Source organism: Chryseobacterium shigense, assembly GCF_014207845.1.
Lineage (GTDB): Bacteria > Bacteroidota > Bacteroidia > Flavobacteriales > Weeksellaceae > Chryseobacterium > Chryseobacterium shigense_A.
The window spans coordinates 525,147-540,577 of sequence record NZ_JACHLC010000002.1; the positions used below are offsets into that span (position 1 = coordinate 525,147).

13 protein-coding genes are annotated in these 15,431 nt (G+C 38.9%); 8 read left to right on the forward strand and 5 right to left on the reverse strand.

All coding sequences use genetic code 11. From position 1 onward, the window contains the following. Positions 1-68: 68 nt before the first annotated feature. On the reverse strand, positions 69-2,279 hold the full coding sequence (locus HNP36_RS12290; RefSeq protein WP_184163795.1) for a S46 family peptidase: 2,211 nt from the start codon (positions 2,277-2,279) through the stop codon (positions 69-71). Positions 2,280-2,364: 85 nt separating this feature from the next. On the opposite strand from HNP36_RS12290, the gene HNP36_RS12295 reads away from it, so the two are divergent. Further along, entirely contained in the window at positions 2,365-2,799 is a 435-nt protein-coding gene (locus tag HNP36_RS12295; RefSeq protein WP_184163798.1) for an META domain-containing protein, read from the forward strand. Positions 2,800-2,908: 109 nt separating this feature from the next. Here the strand turns inward: HNP36_RS12295 and HNP36_RS12300 are convergent, their stop codons facing one another. The 4 genes from HNP36_RS12300 to HNP36_RS12315 all read right to left on the reverse strand — a co-directional run bounded on the left by HNP36_RS12300 (position 2,909) and on the right by HNP36_RS12315 (position 7,246). Continuing rightward, positions 2,909-3,334: a hypothetical protein gene (locus tag HNP36_RS12300; RefSeq protein WP_184163801.1), complete on the reverse strand. Its 426-nt coding sequence runs from the start codon at positions 3,332-3,334 to the stop codon at positions 2,909-2,911. A gap of 6 nt (positions 3,335-3,340) precedes the next feature. Then, positions 3,341-5,890: a beta strand repeat-containing protein gene (locus HNP36_RS12305; protein ID WP_184163804.1), complete on the reverse strand. Its 2,550-nt coding sequence runs from the start codon at positions 5,888-5,890 to the stop codon at positions 3,341-3,343. A 4-nt stretch (positions 5,891-5,894) separates the two neighbouring features. Continuing rightward, positions 5,895-6,377, reverse strand: a complete 483-nt coding sequence (locus HNP36_RS12310) for a T9SS type A sorting domain-containing protein (protein ID WP_184163807.1) — start codon at positions 6,375-6,377, stop codon at positions 5,895-5,897. A gap of 161 nt (positions 6,378-6,538) precedes the next feature. Then, positions 6,539-7,246, reverse strand: coding sequence for a LytR/AlgR family response regulator transcription factor (locus tag HNP36_RS12315; RefSeq protein WP_184163810.1), 708 nt, complete (start codon positions 7,244-7,246; stop codon positions 6,539-6,541). A 204-nt stretch (positions 7,247-7,450) separates the two neighbouring features. Here HNP36_RS12315 and hflX point away from each other — a divergent pair, with 204 nt between their 5' ends. The 7 genes from hflX to HNP36_RS12350 all read left to right on the forward strand — a co-directional run bounded on the left by hflX (position 7,451) and on the right by HNP36_RS12350 (position 15,427). Then, the gene (gene hflX / locus HNP36_RS12320) at positions 7,451-8,677 is read left to right on the forward strand and encodes a GTPase HflX (protein ID WP_184163814.1); all 1,227 of its coding nucleotides are present in this window, start codon (positions 7,451-7,453) and stop codon (positions 8,675-8,677) included. Then, a complete protein-coding gene (locus tag HNP36_RS12325) occupies positions 8,677-9,306 on the forward strand; it encodes a DUF4919 domain-containing protein (RefSeq protein WP_184163817.1) in 630 nt (209 codons plus the stop codon). Before hflX ends, HNP36_RS12325 begins: the two co-directional genes overlap by 1 nt. A gap of 22 nt (positions 9,307-9,328) precedes the next feature. Further along, the gene (locus tag HNP36_RS12330) at positions 9,329-10,612 is read left to right on the forward strand and encodes a cation:proton antiporter (RefSeq protein ID WP_184163820.1); all 1,284 of its coding nucleotides are present in this window, start codon (positions 9,329-9,331) and stop codon (positions 10,610-10,612) included. A gap of 56 nt (positions 10,613-10,668) precedes the next feature. Beyond that, positions 10,669-11,388 carry a DNA alkylation repair protein gene (locus HNP36_RS12335; RefSeq protein WP_184163825.1) on the forward strand — a complete coding sequence of 240 codons (720 nt, stop codon included), beginning with the start codon at positions 10,669-10,671 and terminating at the stop codon, positions 11,386-11,388. A 92-nt stretch (positions 11,389-11,480) separates the two neighbouring features. Next, positions 11,481-12,149, forward strand: coding sequence for a hypothetical protein (locus HNP36_RS12340; protein WP_184163828.1), 669 nt, complete (start codon positions 11,481-11,483; stop codon positions 12,147-12,149). 14 nt (positions 12,150-12,163) lie between these two features. Next, entirely contained in the window at positions 12,164-14,191 is a 2,028-nt protein-coding gene (locus HNP36_RS12345) for a hypothetical protein (RefSeq protein ID WP_184163831.1), read from the forward strand. Beyond that, complete coding sequence (locus HNP36_RS12350; RefSeq protein WP_184163834.1) at positions 14,192-15,427, forward strand: hypothetical protein; 1,236 nt, start codon at positions 14,192-14,194, stop codon at positions 15,425-15,427. Positions 15,428-15,431: the final 4 nt, after the last annotated feature.

The window sequence follows — 15,431 nt, forward strand, 5'->3', positions numbered from 1 at the left end:
AATTAATATTCAAAAATAAAAAAACCGTGAACGTAAATTCACGGTTTTAAAAAATATATCAGAAAAGATTATTTTACTTTTTTTGTTTTCTTAGGCATTTGAGTAGTTCCTGAATTTTTAGTTTTTGTATCAGGAGGTGTGTTTTCTCCTCTTACAAGCTTTAATTCATCAACCAGTCTTCTTGCTCCTGCATATTTGTCGATAGTCCAGAGAACAAAACGCACATCTACGTTGATTGTTTTCTGCCAATCCTGTTCAAATACGATATCACCGCTTAATGCTTCGCTGTTTCCGTCGAACGCAATACCGATAAGGTTTCCGTCCCCGTCAATTACCGGAGAACCGGAGTTACCTCCTGTAATATCGTTGTTGGAAAGGAAGTTTACAGGCATATATCCTGCAGCATCAGCATACTGTCCGAAATCTTTAAGGTTATAAAGATCAATCACTCTCTGAGGAAGATCGAATTCTTCATCACCTTTCTTGTATTTTCCTACAAGACCTGTCATATCAGTATAATAGTTGTCAGTAACACCAAAGTAGTTTCTGTCATTTCTAACAGGAAGTTTATCTACAGTTCCGTAAGTTAATCTCATGGTAGAGTTAGCATCCGGATAGAATTTTTTCTCAGGCATAGCTTTCATTAATCCGGCTAAGAACAAACGGTTGTTCTTGCTGAAGTTATCATCAACCTTCGAATATTTCTCTGTCATCATTTTCTGATCGGTAACAATTCCGTTTGCGATTTTCCAGAGCGGATCGGCATCAAGTTTCAATGCGTCCGGGCTTAGTAAGAAATTCGTAGCAGAAGTCTTGTTCGCGAAAATTGAAGAGTAAGCTACATTAGAAAGCGTTTTGGAGTCTAATTCTAAAATAGTAGGAGATGCCACTTCTTTATTTTTTACTCTTGACTGGTAAAGTCCGGCCATAGAAGCAAGCATTTCTCCTTCAAGAGACGGGTTGAAGTTTTCATAAGCAGCTTTGATGGCAGCTTCAGTTTTAGCTTTCATTGCCAGTCTTCCCTGCATATCCTGTGCAGCATAAGCTTTAAGTACAGATCCTACCTGTAGGGCAAGAGTGATGTATTTTGCATTTCTTGAGAATTGTGTAGCATAGTTTCTTTCAACATTTCTGTCTGAAACCTGCTTGTAATATGCTCCGATATCTTCTAAAACACCATCATATTCAGCATTCCCAGGTAGTGCAGACCATTTTCTGTAAGTATCCTCAATCTTTTGTTTGTCAGAGATGGTTCCGTTTTTGTCTACGGCATCAATAGTTCCCTGTCTGTTTTTCCAGTAGTTTGCTACAGAAGCATATTGGGAAGCATAGTTAAGCTGAGTTGCTTTATCCTTGTCCATATACTTTTTCATAACGTCCATAGCCAGTTTGGAAGCTTCTACCCAAGCCGGATAGTCTTTGTTTACCATTTGCTGGATTCCGTAAGAAGTAAGGTAACGGTTTGTTCTTCCAGGGTACCCTAAGATCATAGAAAAATCCCCAGGCTTGATTCCTTTAAGAGAAACCGGAAGGAAGTGCTTAGGCTTCAACGGAACATTGCTTGGAGCGTATTCTGCAGGGTTGCCTGCTGCATCTCCGTATACTCTGAATACTGTGAAATCCGCAGTATGTCTTGGCCATTCCCAGTTATCTGTATCACCCCCGAATTTACCCAATGATGAAGGAGGTGCACCTACCAATCTGATATCTTTGTAATCCTGGTATACGAAATAGTAAAATTCGTTTCCGTTGAAGAAATCTTTTACCACTACAGTATATTTCCCGTTTTCAGAGTTTTCAGTCTGGATTGCTTTTGTTTCAGCATCAATAACTGCTTTTCTCTCTGCCCCGGTCATATTGTTATTTAGCTTGGAATTGATTCTCTGTGTAGCATCATCCATTCTAACTAAAAATCTTACATAAAGATCTTTTGCATTGAATTCATCTTTCTGCTTCATAGCCCAGAATCCGTTTTTCAGATAATCTTTTTCCGGAGTGGAAGCTGCTGCAACAGCACCGTAACCACAGTGGTGGTTGGTAAAGATAAGTCCTTTATCAGAAACAATTTCTCCGGTACAGAAGCCTCCGAAGCTCACAATAGCGTCTTTTAAGCTTGAGTTGTTTACCGAATAAATTTCTTCAGGTGTCAAATGCAGTCCTTCTTTTTGCATATCGACCCCGTTAAGTCTTTTGATGAGCATTAACAGCCACATCCCCTCATCCGCCCTCATCTGAGCAAAGCCAAGTAAGAAAGTGAACAGTAGAAATAGTCTTTTCATTTTATAAAAAATTTTTGTGTCGCTAATTTACTAATTTTTACGATATTCTGTTCCGGAATGGTATGAAAATGGGAGGATAAACCGTATGAAAAAAATACTCCTGTCTTTTTTTGCAATTTTACTTTTAGGAACCGTAATCAGATGTTCTTCGGTTCCGGAAAAAAATCCGGGACTTCAGAGACAATGGATGCTTGTTTCTTTTGATGCATTTTCTAAAGATGAGCTGATTAAAAATAAGGCAGAAATTAATCTCACTGGCAATATGGAGAAAGGGAAAATTAAGGGTAAAGCTAATATGGGATGTAACAGTATATTTTTTACTTCCGGGTTTAAAAATGGAGGAAAAATAAAGATTTCAGGAGTTGGGAGCACATTGAAAGCCTGTCAGAATATGGATCTGGAAAATGCTTTTATTCAAAAATTTGACAAAATGAATCATTATTCTGTAGATGGGCATTTTCTTACATTATCCGATAACAGCGGAAATTCTATGAAATTTGTAGCTGCAGATTGGGACTAAAAAATACATTCTGGAACGAAAATTTAAAGATGTAAATAAGTTATTGAATCTTGAAAAAATAAAAAGTCCGCGCTGGAGCGGACTTTCTGTTTGAAATCTGGTTTTGTTATCAGTTTTTTGGAATAGTCTTCTTTATTTCTTCCAGGGTTGCCGTATTAGGAAGACCTACAACGTTGCTATTTGTGTTCCTAGAATGTACTGTGCCGGTTCTGGTTGCCTGTCTGTTGGGAATTGAAGCTTTCAGTTCAGCTAAAGTTGCCGTATTGGGCAGTAATTTTCCCGAAGCATTATTTGAAGTAGAAGCTGGAGCTTTTGTGTCCTGTTTTTTTACTTCAAGCCCCTGTTCTGAGGCTAATGTGGTTACAGTCTGCTTTTGGGGAGCATTTTCCTGTGCTGATTTTGCAAGTTGAGCCTCCCTCTCTCTGAGCTGTTTTACAACCTGTGCCTGATCTTCAGATTCCGGAGTTTTCTTGTTTTCCTGAGCATAAACAGATATGCTTACTGCTAAAAACGCGATGATATATAGTGATTTCATGATGATTTATTTAATGTTTACCAATACTTTAATTGTACCAATAGAGTTTTGGTCGTAGTCCTGAAGCGCTTTGCCAATCACTTGCCCTATTTTCACTTTTTTAGGATTGGCTCTCATGGCTGTTCCCGCTTTTGATGAAGTAACTAAAAGGTCTCCTCTTTTAATTTTACCGCCTTCAAGGCAAACTTTTGTAGGGATGACTCCAATAACGCCCATCGGAACTTTTCCTGTAAGCTCAGAATCTATATTCTCTTCAGTGAGAAGCACGCCTGGTTTTGTTGCATAAACTCCGGCTACGAGGTTAGAATAAGGTTTGGAAGACTTTTCTACTGTACGGTCTGAATCTGTTGAGATAATTAAAATATCTCCAGGCTCATATTCCGAAGTATTTCCTTCTACGTCAAAGGCTTCTGCAACGTCTGCACCACTGGTTTGGGTTCCGCCATTAAAGAAACCTCTTCCTGCTTTATTAATACGGGCTACGTTTACTGAAGCACTCTGAAATACTGAAATATTACCTGATGGCCCCTGATGGTTAATAAGCAGTGTAGAGCCTGTACCGGTAGTCGTTACATGTACTACAGGCTGCCCGTTGGCATTATTAAAGTTGGCAAATCTACCGGCTTTACCAGTCCCAAAATTAGGAATAAAGCCTGAGACCGCATTACCGGTTCCATCACATGATGCTTCAATACCATCACCACTACCTCCGGCATTGGCGGTAATACCATTTCCATTGCCTTCTGTAAGGGCCAGTAGGGCTGGCCCGTTGCCGCTGGCATTAGAGGAATAGAATAATCCTCCGTATCCTCCTGTACCAGATGAAAGACCAAACACCCCTGCAGTACCGAAGTTGGCAAACATAGAATTCACCTCACCCTTTACGGCAGGCGAAGTACCGGTAGTACGGTTAACTATGAAGTTACCTGCGGTACCGTTACCAATAGTTTTTACAGATATTACATCGCTTGTATTGTCTTCATTGAAAATCTCGAATCTGCCTGCGCGTCCGGTTGCAAAAGAAGGTACCCATGCATACAGGGCATTTCCTGCTCCGTCAATATTGGTTTCAACTCCGTTTCCGTCCTTACCGGCATTGGCAGTGATGGCATTTCCGTTTCCATCAGTTAAAGCAATTAATGCTGCTCCGTTTCCAGTAGGGTTTGATGCATAGAATAATCCTGCCCGTCCTCCTGTTCCTGATGAAATCCCAAAAATACCTGCTGCACCAAAATTTCCGAAAATAGTATTTACTTCACCTCTTACTGCTGCTCCCACACTATTTGTGTTGTCAACAAGGAAAGATGCTGCATTGCCCTGAGTGTTATCCGGAATATTTCCGTTACCGTTAGTCTCTACCTCAAATACATTATTGATCTCATTGGAGGCATTAAAATTTTCAAAACGTCCTGCACGTCCTTTGCTGTTATTTAATCCTACCTGGCCCAGAACACCTACGGCTGTTCCGGTTGTATTGGTGGCAACAAAGCCTCTTACACCATAACCGCCACCATCATTTCTCCCTACTACAGCTCCGGCAATATCACTGGTGGTTCTGCCCACTACTGCTTCACCAGCTCCGCTATTGTCACCAATAATACCTGCAGATGTCTGTGCAGAGGCAATCCCGTGTACAGCAAATCCGCTGCCTGTTGAGCTGAAAACACCTGCACCATTTCCGGAAGAAGAAACATTAATAACTGTTCCGTTTCCGACTGTATTGGCATTGAGGACATTATTACTGTTGGCATTATTGAAAATAGACATGCTTGCTGCAATTCCATTATTACTGGTAGCCGTAAGACCTGTTCCTGTATTGCTGTTTGCATAAACCCCGGTTCCGTTTGCAGATGAATTTCCATAAACTCCGAGGCCGTTAGGAGTAACCCCATAAACACCCCATCCGCTCCCGTTCTGGCTTCCCCAGGCGCCAATACCTAGGCCACCGGTTCCATTATTGATACCGCGAACGGCACTGGAAAATCCGCCCGGAGCTGTATTATTTACAATTCCGCGAACTGAGGCAATGCTGGAAGTAGTTGTATTGTTAACTCCTTCTACAGAAGTTCCGTCCCCGTCATTAATCAGAGAAAATAATGTAGAAGCATTGTTTACTGTGTTGGTATAAGGAACAACGAAGCTTCCGCCGGTTCCGCCTGCAGATTTGGCATACATGGCATAAGGAACACTTAGCAATTGGCTTGTTCCTGTTATAGTATAATTAGTCCCTCCGGCAGGGTCGGTTTCAGTTTTTAGATAGTAACTTCCTGTTGGCCAATTTATGGTGGAGAAAGTTCCTGAAAGGACGGTTCCTGTTCCTATTTCCATGCTGATCAGTCCATTAGGGTTTGTATTTCCGGTTAGCCTTTCAGAATAAACCAGTGTTCCGGCTGGTGAACCCTGGAGTATACTTACTCTAATAGCTATACTTTGGTTGGCCAGTAGTTGGCCGGATCCGTTTCTTATGATAGCCTGGTAGCTCATTTTTTCCGGGGCCTGTGCGTGCCCCATAAAGAGGCCCAGCATAATTCCCAGTGATAGTAATATTTTTTTCATGGCGTTATTTTTTTATGACTTTAAATGTTTTTAGATTTTCCCCATTCTGGTTAACGCGGATGATATAGACCGCTGACGGAAGAGAAGAAAGATTAAGTTCGGACTTTGGCTGTGAGATCATGTCTTTTTTGATCAGTTTGCCCTGAGCGTCGAACAATTGATATTCCGATCCTTTATACGGAACATCAGAGAAATCTATATACAGATAATCTCTGGTAGGATTCGGATAAAGTAAAATGCCTTCCTGCTTTGATGTGGTTTCGCTGGCAGAGAGTGTTGTAATTTCATAGCCTTGCTGTAGGCCTTCCAGTATTTCGGAATTTACTCCTTTGTACAGATAGGCTACCTGGCCTACACTGTAAGAAACCGAGCCGTTGCCTGCTGATGCATTCGTTCCCGTGGTCAGAATTGCCGACTGAGCATTCAGAAGGCTGACGGAAAAGGTAAACAGAATGAGAAAGAAGCAGTGAATAGATGTTCTTTTCATGTAAAATAATTTTGTGGTTATTAATTGGTTATACAAACTTTCGGGCGAAAATTTGTGAACACTAAATTACCACATATCGAAACCGGATTGAAGGAAAATAGACTAACGTCAAAAAAAATCGACCAACGACATTTTATTGCAAAAATGTTGGTATTCAATGATTAAGGGTCAAGAAAAGAAAGATTTCCTTTGTAGGTTCTGCCTATGGGAAGCTTGATCTTATGGATCAGTTCTATTTCATGCCGGTTTTTTCCGCGGATGAAGTGGCGGGGAACGGCATAGCTTCGGTGTATCCTTATAAAAGAGCCGAAAAAGCTTTTATGAAGAAGATTTCCCAGGGAATCCAGGATACAGTGTTTTTTTTCATGTGTAACAAGCCGTGTATAATCTTTTAAAGCTTCAAGATAAAGAATATCAGTGAGCCTGACCTGGGAGATATTGCCGTTTTCTTTTATTTTAAGACAGTTTTCGCCAAGAAGTGCGTCTAAACATTCACATTTCTCCTTCATTTCAAAAAAACTGAAGACTTTTTCCATAGAATACTGGAGGCGTTCAGGTTTAAGGGGTTTTGCGATAAAGTCCAGTACATCAAGTTCAAAAGCATCTGCAGCCAGTTCAGTATGAGAACTTATGAAAATACAGACCGGTATTTTTTGAGCTAGTTTCCTGAATTCCAATCCGTTTATTCCGCTTAGATCAGTCTCGCAAATAAGCAGGTCTATCGGAAATTCCAGGTAAGGGATAGCCTTTTCCGCCGAGTTAAAAGACGCAATAATTTCTATATTGTCATATTGTCTGATATGATGCTGAAGAACCAGCCTGTCCAGTTCATCCCCATCAATAATCATACATTTAATATGGGAATTCATGATCTTGGTGTTAGTTTTTTGCAGAATTTACAATTTTAATTGTTTATTATTTGAAAATCTGCTTTATAAAGATATTGATTTTTTACAAATGAACAGTATTGTAAACTTAAATTAACATTAAAATACCTCCGGATTAAAAAATGATTTTGTTTTTTTTCCTGAAAATTGGTATCTTGTGAAAATCACAAACATAGACAGAAATTAATGCTAGAAAAGAAACAACATAATTACGAAAAAGCAGTTTTAGTAGGGGTTATTACCCAGAATCAGGATGAAGATAAGCTTACGGAATATATGGATGAACTGGAGTTTTTAGCTTTTACAGCAGGCGCAACAGTTCAAAAACGATTTACTCAGAAATTAACCCAGCCGGATTCCAAAACCTTTATCGGAAGCGGAAAAGCGCAGGAAATAAAAGAATATGTAAAGGAACACGAGATCGGAACCATTATTTTTGATGATGAACTATCTCCTTCCCAGCTTAAAAACCTCGAAAGAGAAATAGAGGTAAAAATCCTGGACAGAACCAATCTTATCCTTGATATTTTTGCCCAGAGAGCCCAGACCTCTTATGCAAGAACACAGGTTGAACTGGCTCAGTATCAATATCTTTTGCCCCGTCTTACGAGGATGTGGACCCACCTTGAACGTCAGAAAGGGGGAATCGGGATGAGAGGGCCCGGAGAAACAGAGATTGAAACTGACCGTCGTATCATCCGGGACAGAATTTCCCTGTTAAAAGAAAAGCTGAAAACCATCGATAAACAGATGGCTACCCAACGTAACAACCGTGGAAAAGTAGTACGTGCTGCTTTGGTAGGCTACACCAACGTAGGAAAATCTACGCTGATGAATGCACTTTCCAAGTCTGAAGTTTTTGCAGAGAATAAATTGTTTGCAACCTTAGATACTACCGTGAGAAAAGTAGTTATTGGAAATTTACCGTTTTTACTTACGGATACTGTAGGATTTATCAGAAAACTTCCAACGCAGCTTGTAGAATCTTTTAAATCTACGCTGGATGAGGTTCGTGAAGCAGATCTACTGATTCATGTGGCGGATATTTCCCATGAAAGCTTTGAAGACCAGGTAGAATCTGTTAACCAGACATTAATGGAGATCAATGCCCATCAGAAACCAATGATCATGGTTTTTAACAAGATTGATGATTTCAGCTACGACAGAAAAGATGAAGATGATCTTACTCCGGCTACAAAAAAGAATATTTCCCTGGAAGAATGGAAAAAAACCTGGATGGCCAAATCCAAGTACCCGACTGTTTTCATTTCTGCCTTAACAAAAGAAAATTTCCCGGAAATGAAGAAAATGATCTATGATGAGGTAATGAAGATCCATATCTCCAGATTCCCGTACAATGATTTCCTTTTCGAGTATTTCGACAACGATGAGGAAGAAGAAAACAACGATTAATGAAATATCACTTTTTCCTGTTATTGGTTTTATTTTCGGTTTTTGGGTTCAGCCAGAAATCTAAGATTGATTTAAAAAACATTGAGAAAAGCCTTAAAAATTCAGATTCTCCTTACAATTACGAGAAACTGATCTTTAAATACAAAGGATATCCAAAATCCCTGGACAGTATTGAAGCTCAATACCTTTACTATGGAAGAAATTTCAGGGATGATAAGGTTTCAACGCTTGATGACGGTTTCAAAGGGCTGGCAGATGCTTTTAAACAAGGTAATTTTGAAGCATGCATCAAACTGGGCAAAGTTCTTTATGATAAAGACCCTACCAACCTGGATATTCTTCTCATCCTTCTCAGGGCCTATGATTCCCAGAAAGACGGAACCAATTTCATGCATCATCTGAACCAGTTCCGTTTACTTACTGAAAGAATAAAAAATTCCGGGGACGGAACCTCCGAGAAAACAGCCTATCTGGTGAATTCCGTCGGGGACGAGTATATTCTCCTGAACATCCTGAATATCGGGAAAGATTACACAAGAGGATCAAAACCCACCAAAGACGGCATGTTTGATATCTGGGAAAAAGAAGGGCGTAAGCTGTACATTAAAATACTTTATTTAAACCTATAAGATTAATTAAAAAAAACACTTAGTGGAGTTATATTATTCATTTTCAGCCTTAATAGTATTAGCATCGATTTTTGCCTATCTTAACTACAGATTTCTGAAACTTCCGAGTACCATCGGAATCATGGTAATTGCCATTGTAGTTTCCATTTTTCTGGTAATGTTTGGAGAAACGGTGCTCCCAAGAACTTTTGGACATCTTAACAAGCTGATGAACAGTATAGACTTCACTGAAGTTCTGATGGGCGCCATGCTTAATTTCCTTCTCTTTGCGGGTGGAATCCATATCAATATCAACGATCTCAAGGAGCAGTTCCGGCCTGTGCTTGTATTTTCAACAGCAGGGGTTGTTATTTCTACATTTATAGTGGGATTCGGGATGTTTTACCTGCTGCCTTTCCTGGGAATTCAGCTTCCGTTTATCTATTGTCTGGTTTTTGGAGCGCTTATTTCGCCTACCGATCCGGTTGCTGTTCTGAGTATCCTGAAACAGGCCAATGTTTCCAAATCACTGGAAACGAAAGTAGCCGGGGAATCTCTTTTCAATGACGGTATGGCTGTAGTGGTTTTTACAGTTGTGATGCAGCTTGCTATCGGGAAAGAAGTAGATCTGGGTGTTGAAAGCATCGGATTGCTTTTAATGAAAGAAGCCGGTGGAGGAATCCTGCTTGGTGTTCTGCTCGGATGGATAACTTCCAGGCTGATGCGCGAGGTAGATGATTATATTATTTCCGTTCTGGTAACCCTTTCTGTGGTAATGGGAGGCTATCTTATCGCAAGACAGCTGCATATTTCCGGACCGCTGACGATGGTTGCTGCAGGGTTATTCATGGGGAATTTCAATGTAAGATTTAAAATGAAATCCATTACCCAGGATTACCTCATCAAATTCTGGGAATTAATTGACGAAATCCTGAATGCCGTATTATTCCTTTTCATCGGATTTGAACTCCTGATGATCAAAGACCTGAAGCACTTCATGGTTCCCGGTTTACTGGCAATTGCAGTAGTTTTAATTGCCCGTTTTATTTCCATATGGGTCCCTACGAAATTCATGTCCTTAAGAACAAGATTCAGCCCGCAGACGGTGAAAGTGCTGGTTTGGGGAGGAATCCGCGGAGGGGTTTCTATTGCATTGGCGATGTCTATCCCTAAAAGTGAATACAGTGAAATTATTCTGAGTATAACCTACTGTGTAGTTGTATTCTCTATTATTGTTCAGGGACTTACCATTGCCAAGGTAGCCAATCCCAATGCGATTGCCAAAGAAGAAAAAGAGCAGGAGAGTATTGTGGACGAGCATGCTTAAAATGCCATCATAATTGGTTAAAAAAATCATTAAACTTCATAAAATAACACATCTGCATGAGCACTATAATTAAAGAAATACAAGAAGCACTGGCGGTACTTTCTATCCCTGAAAAAGCAGAGTTCTTTCCGAGATTTTTCAAAACGGGAAAAGGGGAATATGGAGAAGGAGACCTGTTCTTAGGTGTTAAAGTTCCGGACCAGAGGTCTGTAGCCAAAGAATATTATTCAAAAATAAGCCTGCAGGATTTAAGTACGCTGCTATCTTCAAAATACCACGAACACAGGCTTACCGCGCTTTTCATGCTGATCTCTAAATTCGAAAAAACGAAGGATAAAGCTGTAAAAGAAGAGATCATTCAGTTTTATCTGGATCATCTTCCACATGTGAATAACTGGGATCTGGTAGATTCAAGCTGTTATAAAATCTTAGGCAGGTATGCTTTCGAGAACGGAAAAGAGGAACTGCTGAGAAATCTTTCGGATTCTGAAGAAATGTGGCACAAAAGAATTGCTGTGGTAGGAACGATGCATTATGTGAAAAAAGGATCTTTTGAACTCACCAAGGAATTCGTGATCAAAAACCTGAAGCATACCCACGATCTGATGCATAAAGCAAACGGATGGCTGCTTCGTGAAATGGGGGAGAAGAATGAAACGGAACTGGTTAATTTTCTGAACAAGCATTATCAGGAAATGCCGAGAACAAGCCTGAGATATGCCATTGAAAAGCTCGATGAGGAAGTGAGACAGGATTACCTGAAGGGCAGGATTTGATAAAAAACAGGATTTTATTCGCTAAATAACTCAAAGCGTAGGGTATTTTAAGGCGGGAATTGAGTAATTTTGTCTTTCTTAAAAACTCAATTATGAAAAACCTTCTGAAACTGCTTGTCATGCTTTTTCCGTTACTGTTACTGACCAGCTGTTTTGATATTTTGGATAAAGTCAATGTCAAGGCTGATGGAAGCGGTGAATACACGATTATTCTTAATGCCAGTAAAAGTAAAACGAGGCTGGCTTCCATCTCTAAAATGGAGACCATTAACGGAAAAAAAGTCCCTAAGAAAGCTGAAATCGAGAATAAAATCAATGAAGCGGCAAAAATTTTCAAAGCAACTCCGGGAATCAGTAATGTAAAAACTTCCATGGATTTTGATAACTATATCATCAAACTGAGCTGTAATTTTAAAAGAATTGAAAATATCAATGCCGGACTGGAGCAGCTGAAAGCTAAAAATATCCTCGGGAAAATGGTTCCTACACAAATTTACAGTCAGAATCTTGAGAAAAAACTATTGACAAGAAACAAAGTCAATACTTTCAAAGCCGATTACGACAAAATGGGAAAGGCAGATAAAGAGATCTTTAACAATGCAAGATATACGTCCATCATGCAGTTTGAAAACACTGTAAAATCCCAGACCAACAGCTCTTATGCGCTGGCTCCGAACAGAAAGGCCATGAAGCTGGAAGCAGATATTTTAGACCTTATTTTTCAGAGAAAACAATTACAAAACACTATATTATTTCAATAATTCTACACTTAACCATGAAATCTATATCATTAAAAACGCAAACAATTATTTTCGTATTTTTTGGTTTTATGCTCACTTTTGCACAAAGAAGCATGAAGCTTCCTGCCGATGCCGTATTTTATATGGAAATCAACGGGAAGCAGCTCAACCAGAAGATCAACTGGCAGAAACTTAACCCTTTATTGCATGAACTGAGCAAAAACAGCAAAGAAAAACCTTCGTGGAATGATTATTCAAAGACGGGGATTAAATATGATGCCACACAGTATCATTATGCCAGCTTTAATGATTCTATACAAACCTATACCACCCATTTCATTGTAGATAATAAAGAGAAATTCCAGGAATTCATCAATTCTACCAAGAAAAAAGGGCTGGAAATCTCTAAAAAGAAGAACTATTCTTACGTTGACATCAATGATAATGTTTTTGTTGCCTGGAACAATGACCGTGCTGTTTTGAGTATGGTGAACTATACCAAACCCTATAAAGATATCTGGTCTGATGATGTTGTAATAGATAGTGCTGTGGCGGTGGCTGACAGTGCTGCCGTAGTTGTGGACAGTGCTTACATAGAACCGGAAAAGCCTTTCGACTACAAAGAAGAAATAATCAGTCTGAAAGAGGATATTAAATATCTGAAAGACAATGTCAGGGAAAGTAATAAAGAGATTGCCAGAATTCAGAAAGACATCAAATACCTGGAAAAGAATCACAAATATCCTAAGGAAAATGTAGATACCCAGCATCCGGGAGGTGAAAAAGAAATGTATCCAGAAGAGGAGGAGAATTGGGGGGACGCGGAGACTGAAATAGATTCAGCCTACCAGAAGGAGCTGGATTCCATGAAGATTGAGAATTTCAAGATCGTAAAGAAAATTGCAGAAGACCGTTTTGACCAGTATTTCAGTTCAAATTTGGAGATTGAAGTTTCGAAGGTTATGCTCAGCTTCAGGGATCCCAATGCTGATGCATATGTCTACACAGATTATGGAAGAATGGTAAATGACGGGATCTACGGAAAGATGATGAAGCGTTTTGAATTCGGACAGTTTTTTAGAAATGCATATAACTCGAATTCATATTACAACCTGTACTTTGATAAGGATAAAGTAAAGCTGGTCAATAATTATCAGCATAATAATCCGAACATTCAGAAAACGGTTGAATCTGTTTACAAAGGAAAGAAAAACAAAAAGCTTGCAGCGCTCATCAATGATAAAAGTGTTGGTTATTATGTAGTTAACCTGAATGGAGCAAAATGTTTTGACATGATGTATGACCTGCTTCAGGATTCCGGAGATGGTGAATATAAAAAAGAAATGGAGCTGATGATGGAAACCATGAAAATTGTCCTGGATGAAGAAGCTATCACCAAAGTTGCACCAGGAAACGGAATTTTTGTCCTTAATGAGCTAAAGTCCAAAAAAGTAGATTACACGGATTACGAATATGATGATGATTACAACGAAAAAGAAGTAAAGAAAACCAAAGATATAGCGGTTCCTGATTTTACATTTGCTTTTGCAACAGAGAATGAAGGGTACTGGAACCGTGTTTTTAATGCATTATCTGCCAATAAACATTTAGCCAAGAAATTTTCAAAAAAAGGAGACATCTACTCTTTCAAAAATGAAAAAGGAGATGGGTATATGGATGAACTTTATTTCATTGTAAAAGACGGCATTGTTTATCTTACCAGCTCTACGGAAAACCTTATACCACATGGCCAGTCCGATGTTTCCAAGCAATGGGCAAAAGATTCATCCAGATATCCGCTGTCCGGAAGACTGGATGTTCAGAAGCTTCTGATAGGTCTGGATAAAGAATTTAAAACACCTTCAGAAAGAAAATCCCTGGACCTGTTCAGAAAAAATGTAGGGGAAATGTATTACAAAACAGAAGTAAAAGGAAACAGCATTGAAACAGAAATAGATTATAAGATCAGGAATTCTTCGGAAAACAGTTTAATGTATTTCTTTGATCTGTTCGATGAAATTTATAAAATTAATGAAGCCGATAAAAAGCCTCAGATACTTTAAATGAAAAGAAAGAAACTTATTGTCCCGTTAATTCTTTTGCTCGCAGCAGCGTTCTATTTTGTATTTCTTTATAAAAACAAAACATTAAAGTTTGTTCCTGAGAATGCAGATGTCGTTGTTTTAATCGATGTGAAAAAATTAACGGGACAGTATATTTCAAGCTTAATAAGCCATCCTTCAAAATGGTCGGAAAGCAAAACAAAAGATAAAAAGAAGATTTCTTTAAAAAATTCAGGAATCAGAATCCCGGATTTCTTACAGATCTTCCACCTTAAAGACACTAAGTTTTCAGAATGGTACAGTGTAGTTGAGCTTAAAGATCCGCAAAAATTCTCAGCTTTCTTAAAAAGCAATCAATTTATCAGCAAAGGAAAAAATGTATTCCAAAAAGATCAGATTTTCATTAAAATAGAAGGTGAAAACTGCATTCTGGGAACCTCAGCTTTAGCTTTTGATCAATTAAACCAACAACTGCTGCAATCTCCGGGAAAAAATACATTCAGTGCAGACCGGTTAATCAATAATTCTTTGGGAAGCATTTCTTTTATTTCAGGTCAGAAAACCCGGAATTTTTCTATTGAATTAAAAGATGACCGGCTTGAAATAAAAAATACACCGCAAACAGCAAATTATACCCAGCTTATTTCTAATGCCGGCAAGGAAAATCATTTTTTTGAAGCAGAACTGGATGCAGCCAACATAAAAAACTACGCCCATTTTTTTGATAAAAGCTTTGCAGACTCATCACAGGTCAGCCATTTTAAAGCAACCATTGAATTAGAACAGGTAAATGACACCATCATCAGTTATGAGTACGATGACAATTTTAATGAGATTGAGAAAAAGACTTATCAGAAAATTGTTCAGCCCAGGTATATAATTAACCTTAAAAGCCAGACTCCGGAAAAAACATGGACTTATTTCCAGCATAAAAAATGGATCAATGCACAGGATCAGTTTACCGCGATTCCGTTTCAGCCTAACCGTATAGACAGAAATAATGGAGGGTTTATTGTGAAATCTACCACGAACCCAATTGCCCGATCAATAAACCAGGAACAGAACTATATCTTCATCAAGAATGATCTGCTGTTTTCTTATTTAAGTATTTTTACCCCGGAGGAAAAAAGAATTCTTTCTGAGATAGACTATATATTTTACGGGAACAGCGGAGACAATTACCTGGTAAAGATTCAGGCCAGAAAAGGTATATTGCCTTTAATTTTAAGATGGTAAATCT

Excerpts from the sequence above, each read along its gene's own strand:
- HNP36_RS12290 (WP_184163795.1), bottom strand. The coding sequence starts at position 2,279 with ATGAAAAGACTATTTCTACTGTTCACTTTCTTACTTGGCTTTGCTCAG.
- HNP36_RS12295 (WP_184163798.1), top strand. The coding sequence starts at position 2,365 with ATGAAAAAAATACTCCTGTCTTTTTTTGCAATTTTACTTTTAGGAACC.
- HNP36_RS12300 (WP_184163801.1), bottom strand. The coding sequence starts at position 3,334 with ATGAAATCACTATATATCATCGCGTTTTTAGCAGTAAGCATATCTGTT.
- HNP36_RS12305 (WP_184163804.1), bottom strand. The coding sequence starts at position 5,890 with ATGAAAAAAATATTACTATCACTGGGAATTATGCTGGGCCTCTTTATG.
- HNP36_RS12310 (WP_184163807.1), bottom strand. The coding sequence starts at position 6,377 with ATGAAAAGAACATCTATTCACTGCTTCTTTCTCATTCTGTTTACCTTT.
- HNP36_RS12315 (WP_184163810.1), bottom strand. The coding sequence starts at position 7,246 with ATGAATTCCCATATTAAATGTATGATTATTGATGGGGATGAACTGGAC.
- hflX (WP_184163814.1), top strand. The coding sequence starts at position 7,451 with ATGCTAGAAAAGAAACAACATAATTACGAAAAAGCAGTTTTAGTAGGG.
- HNP36_RS12325 (WP_184163817.1), top strand. The coding sequence starts at position 8,677 with ATGAAATATCACTTTTTCCTGTTATTGGTTTTATTTTCGGTTTTTGGG.
- HNP36_RS12335 (WP_184163825.1), top strand. The coding sequence starts at position 10,669 with ATGAGCACTATAATTAAAGAAATACAAGAAGCACTGGCGGTACTTTCT.
- HNP36_RS12340 (WP_184163828.1), top strand. The coding sequence starts at position 11,481 with ATGAAAAACCTTCTGAAACTGCTTGTCATGCTTTTTCCGTTACTGTTA.
- HNP36_RS12345 (WP_184163831.1), top strand. The coding sequence starts at position 12,164 with ATGAAATCTATATCATTAAAAACGCAAACAATTATTTTCGTATTTTTT.
- HNP36_RS12350 (WP_184163834.1), top strand. The coding sequence starts at position 14,192 with ATGAAAAGAAAGAAACTTATTGTCCCGTTAATTCTTTTGCTCGCAGCA.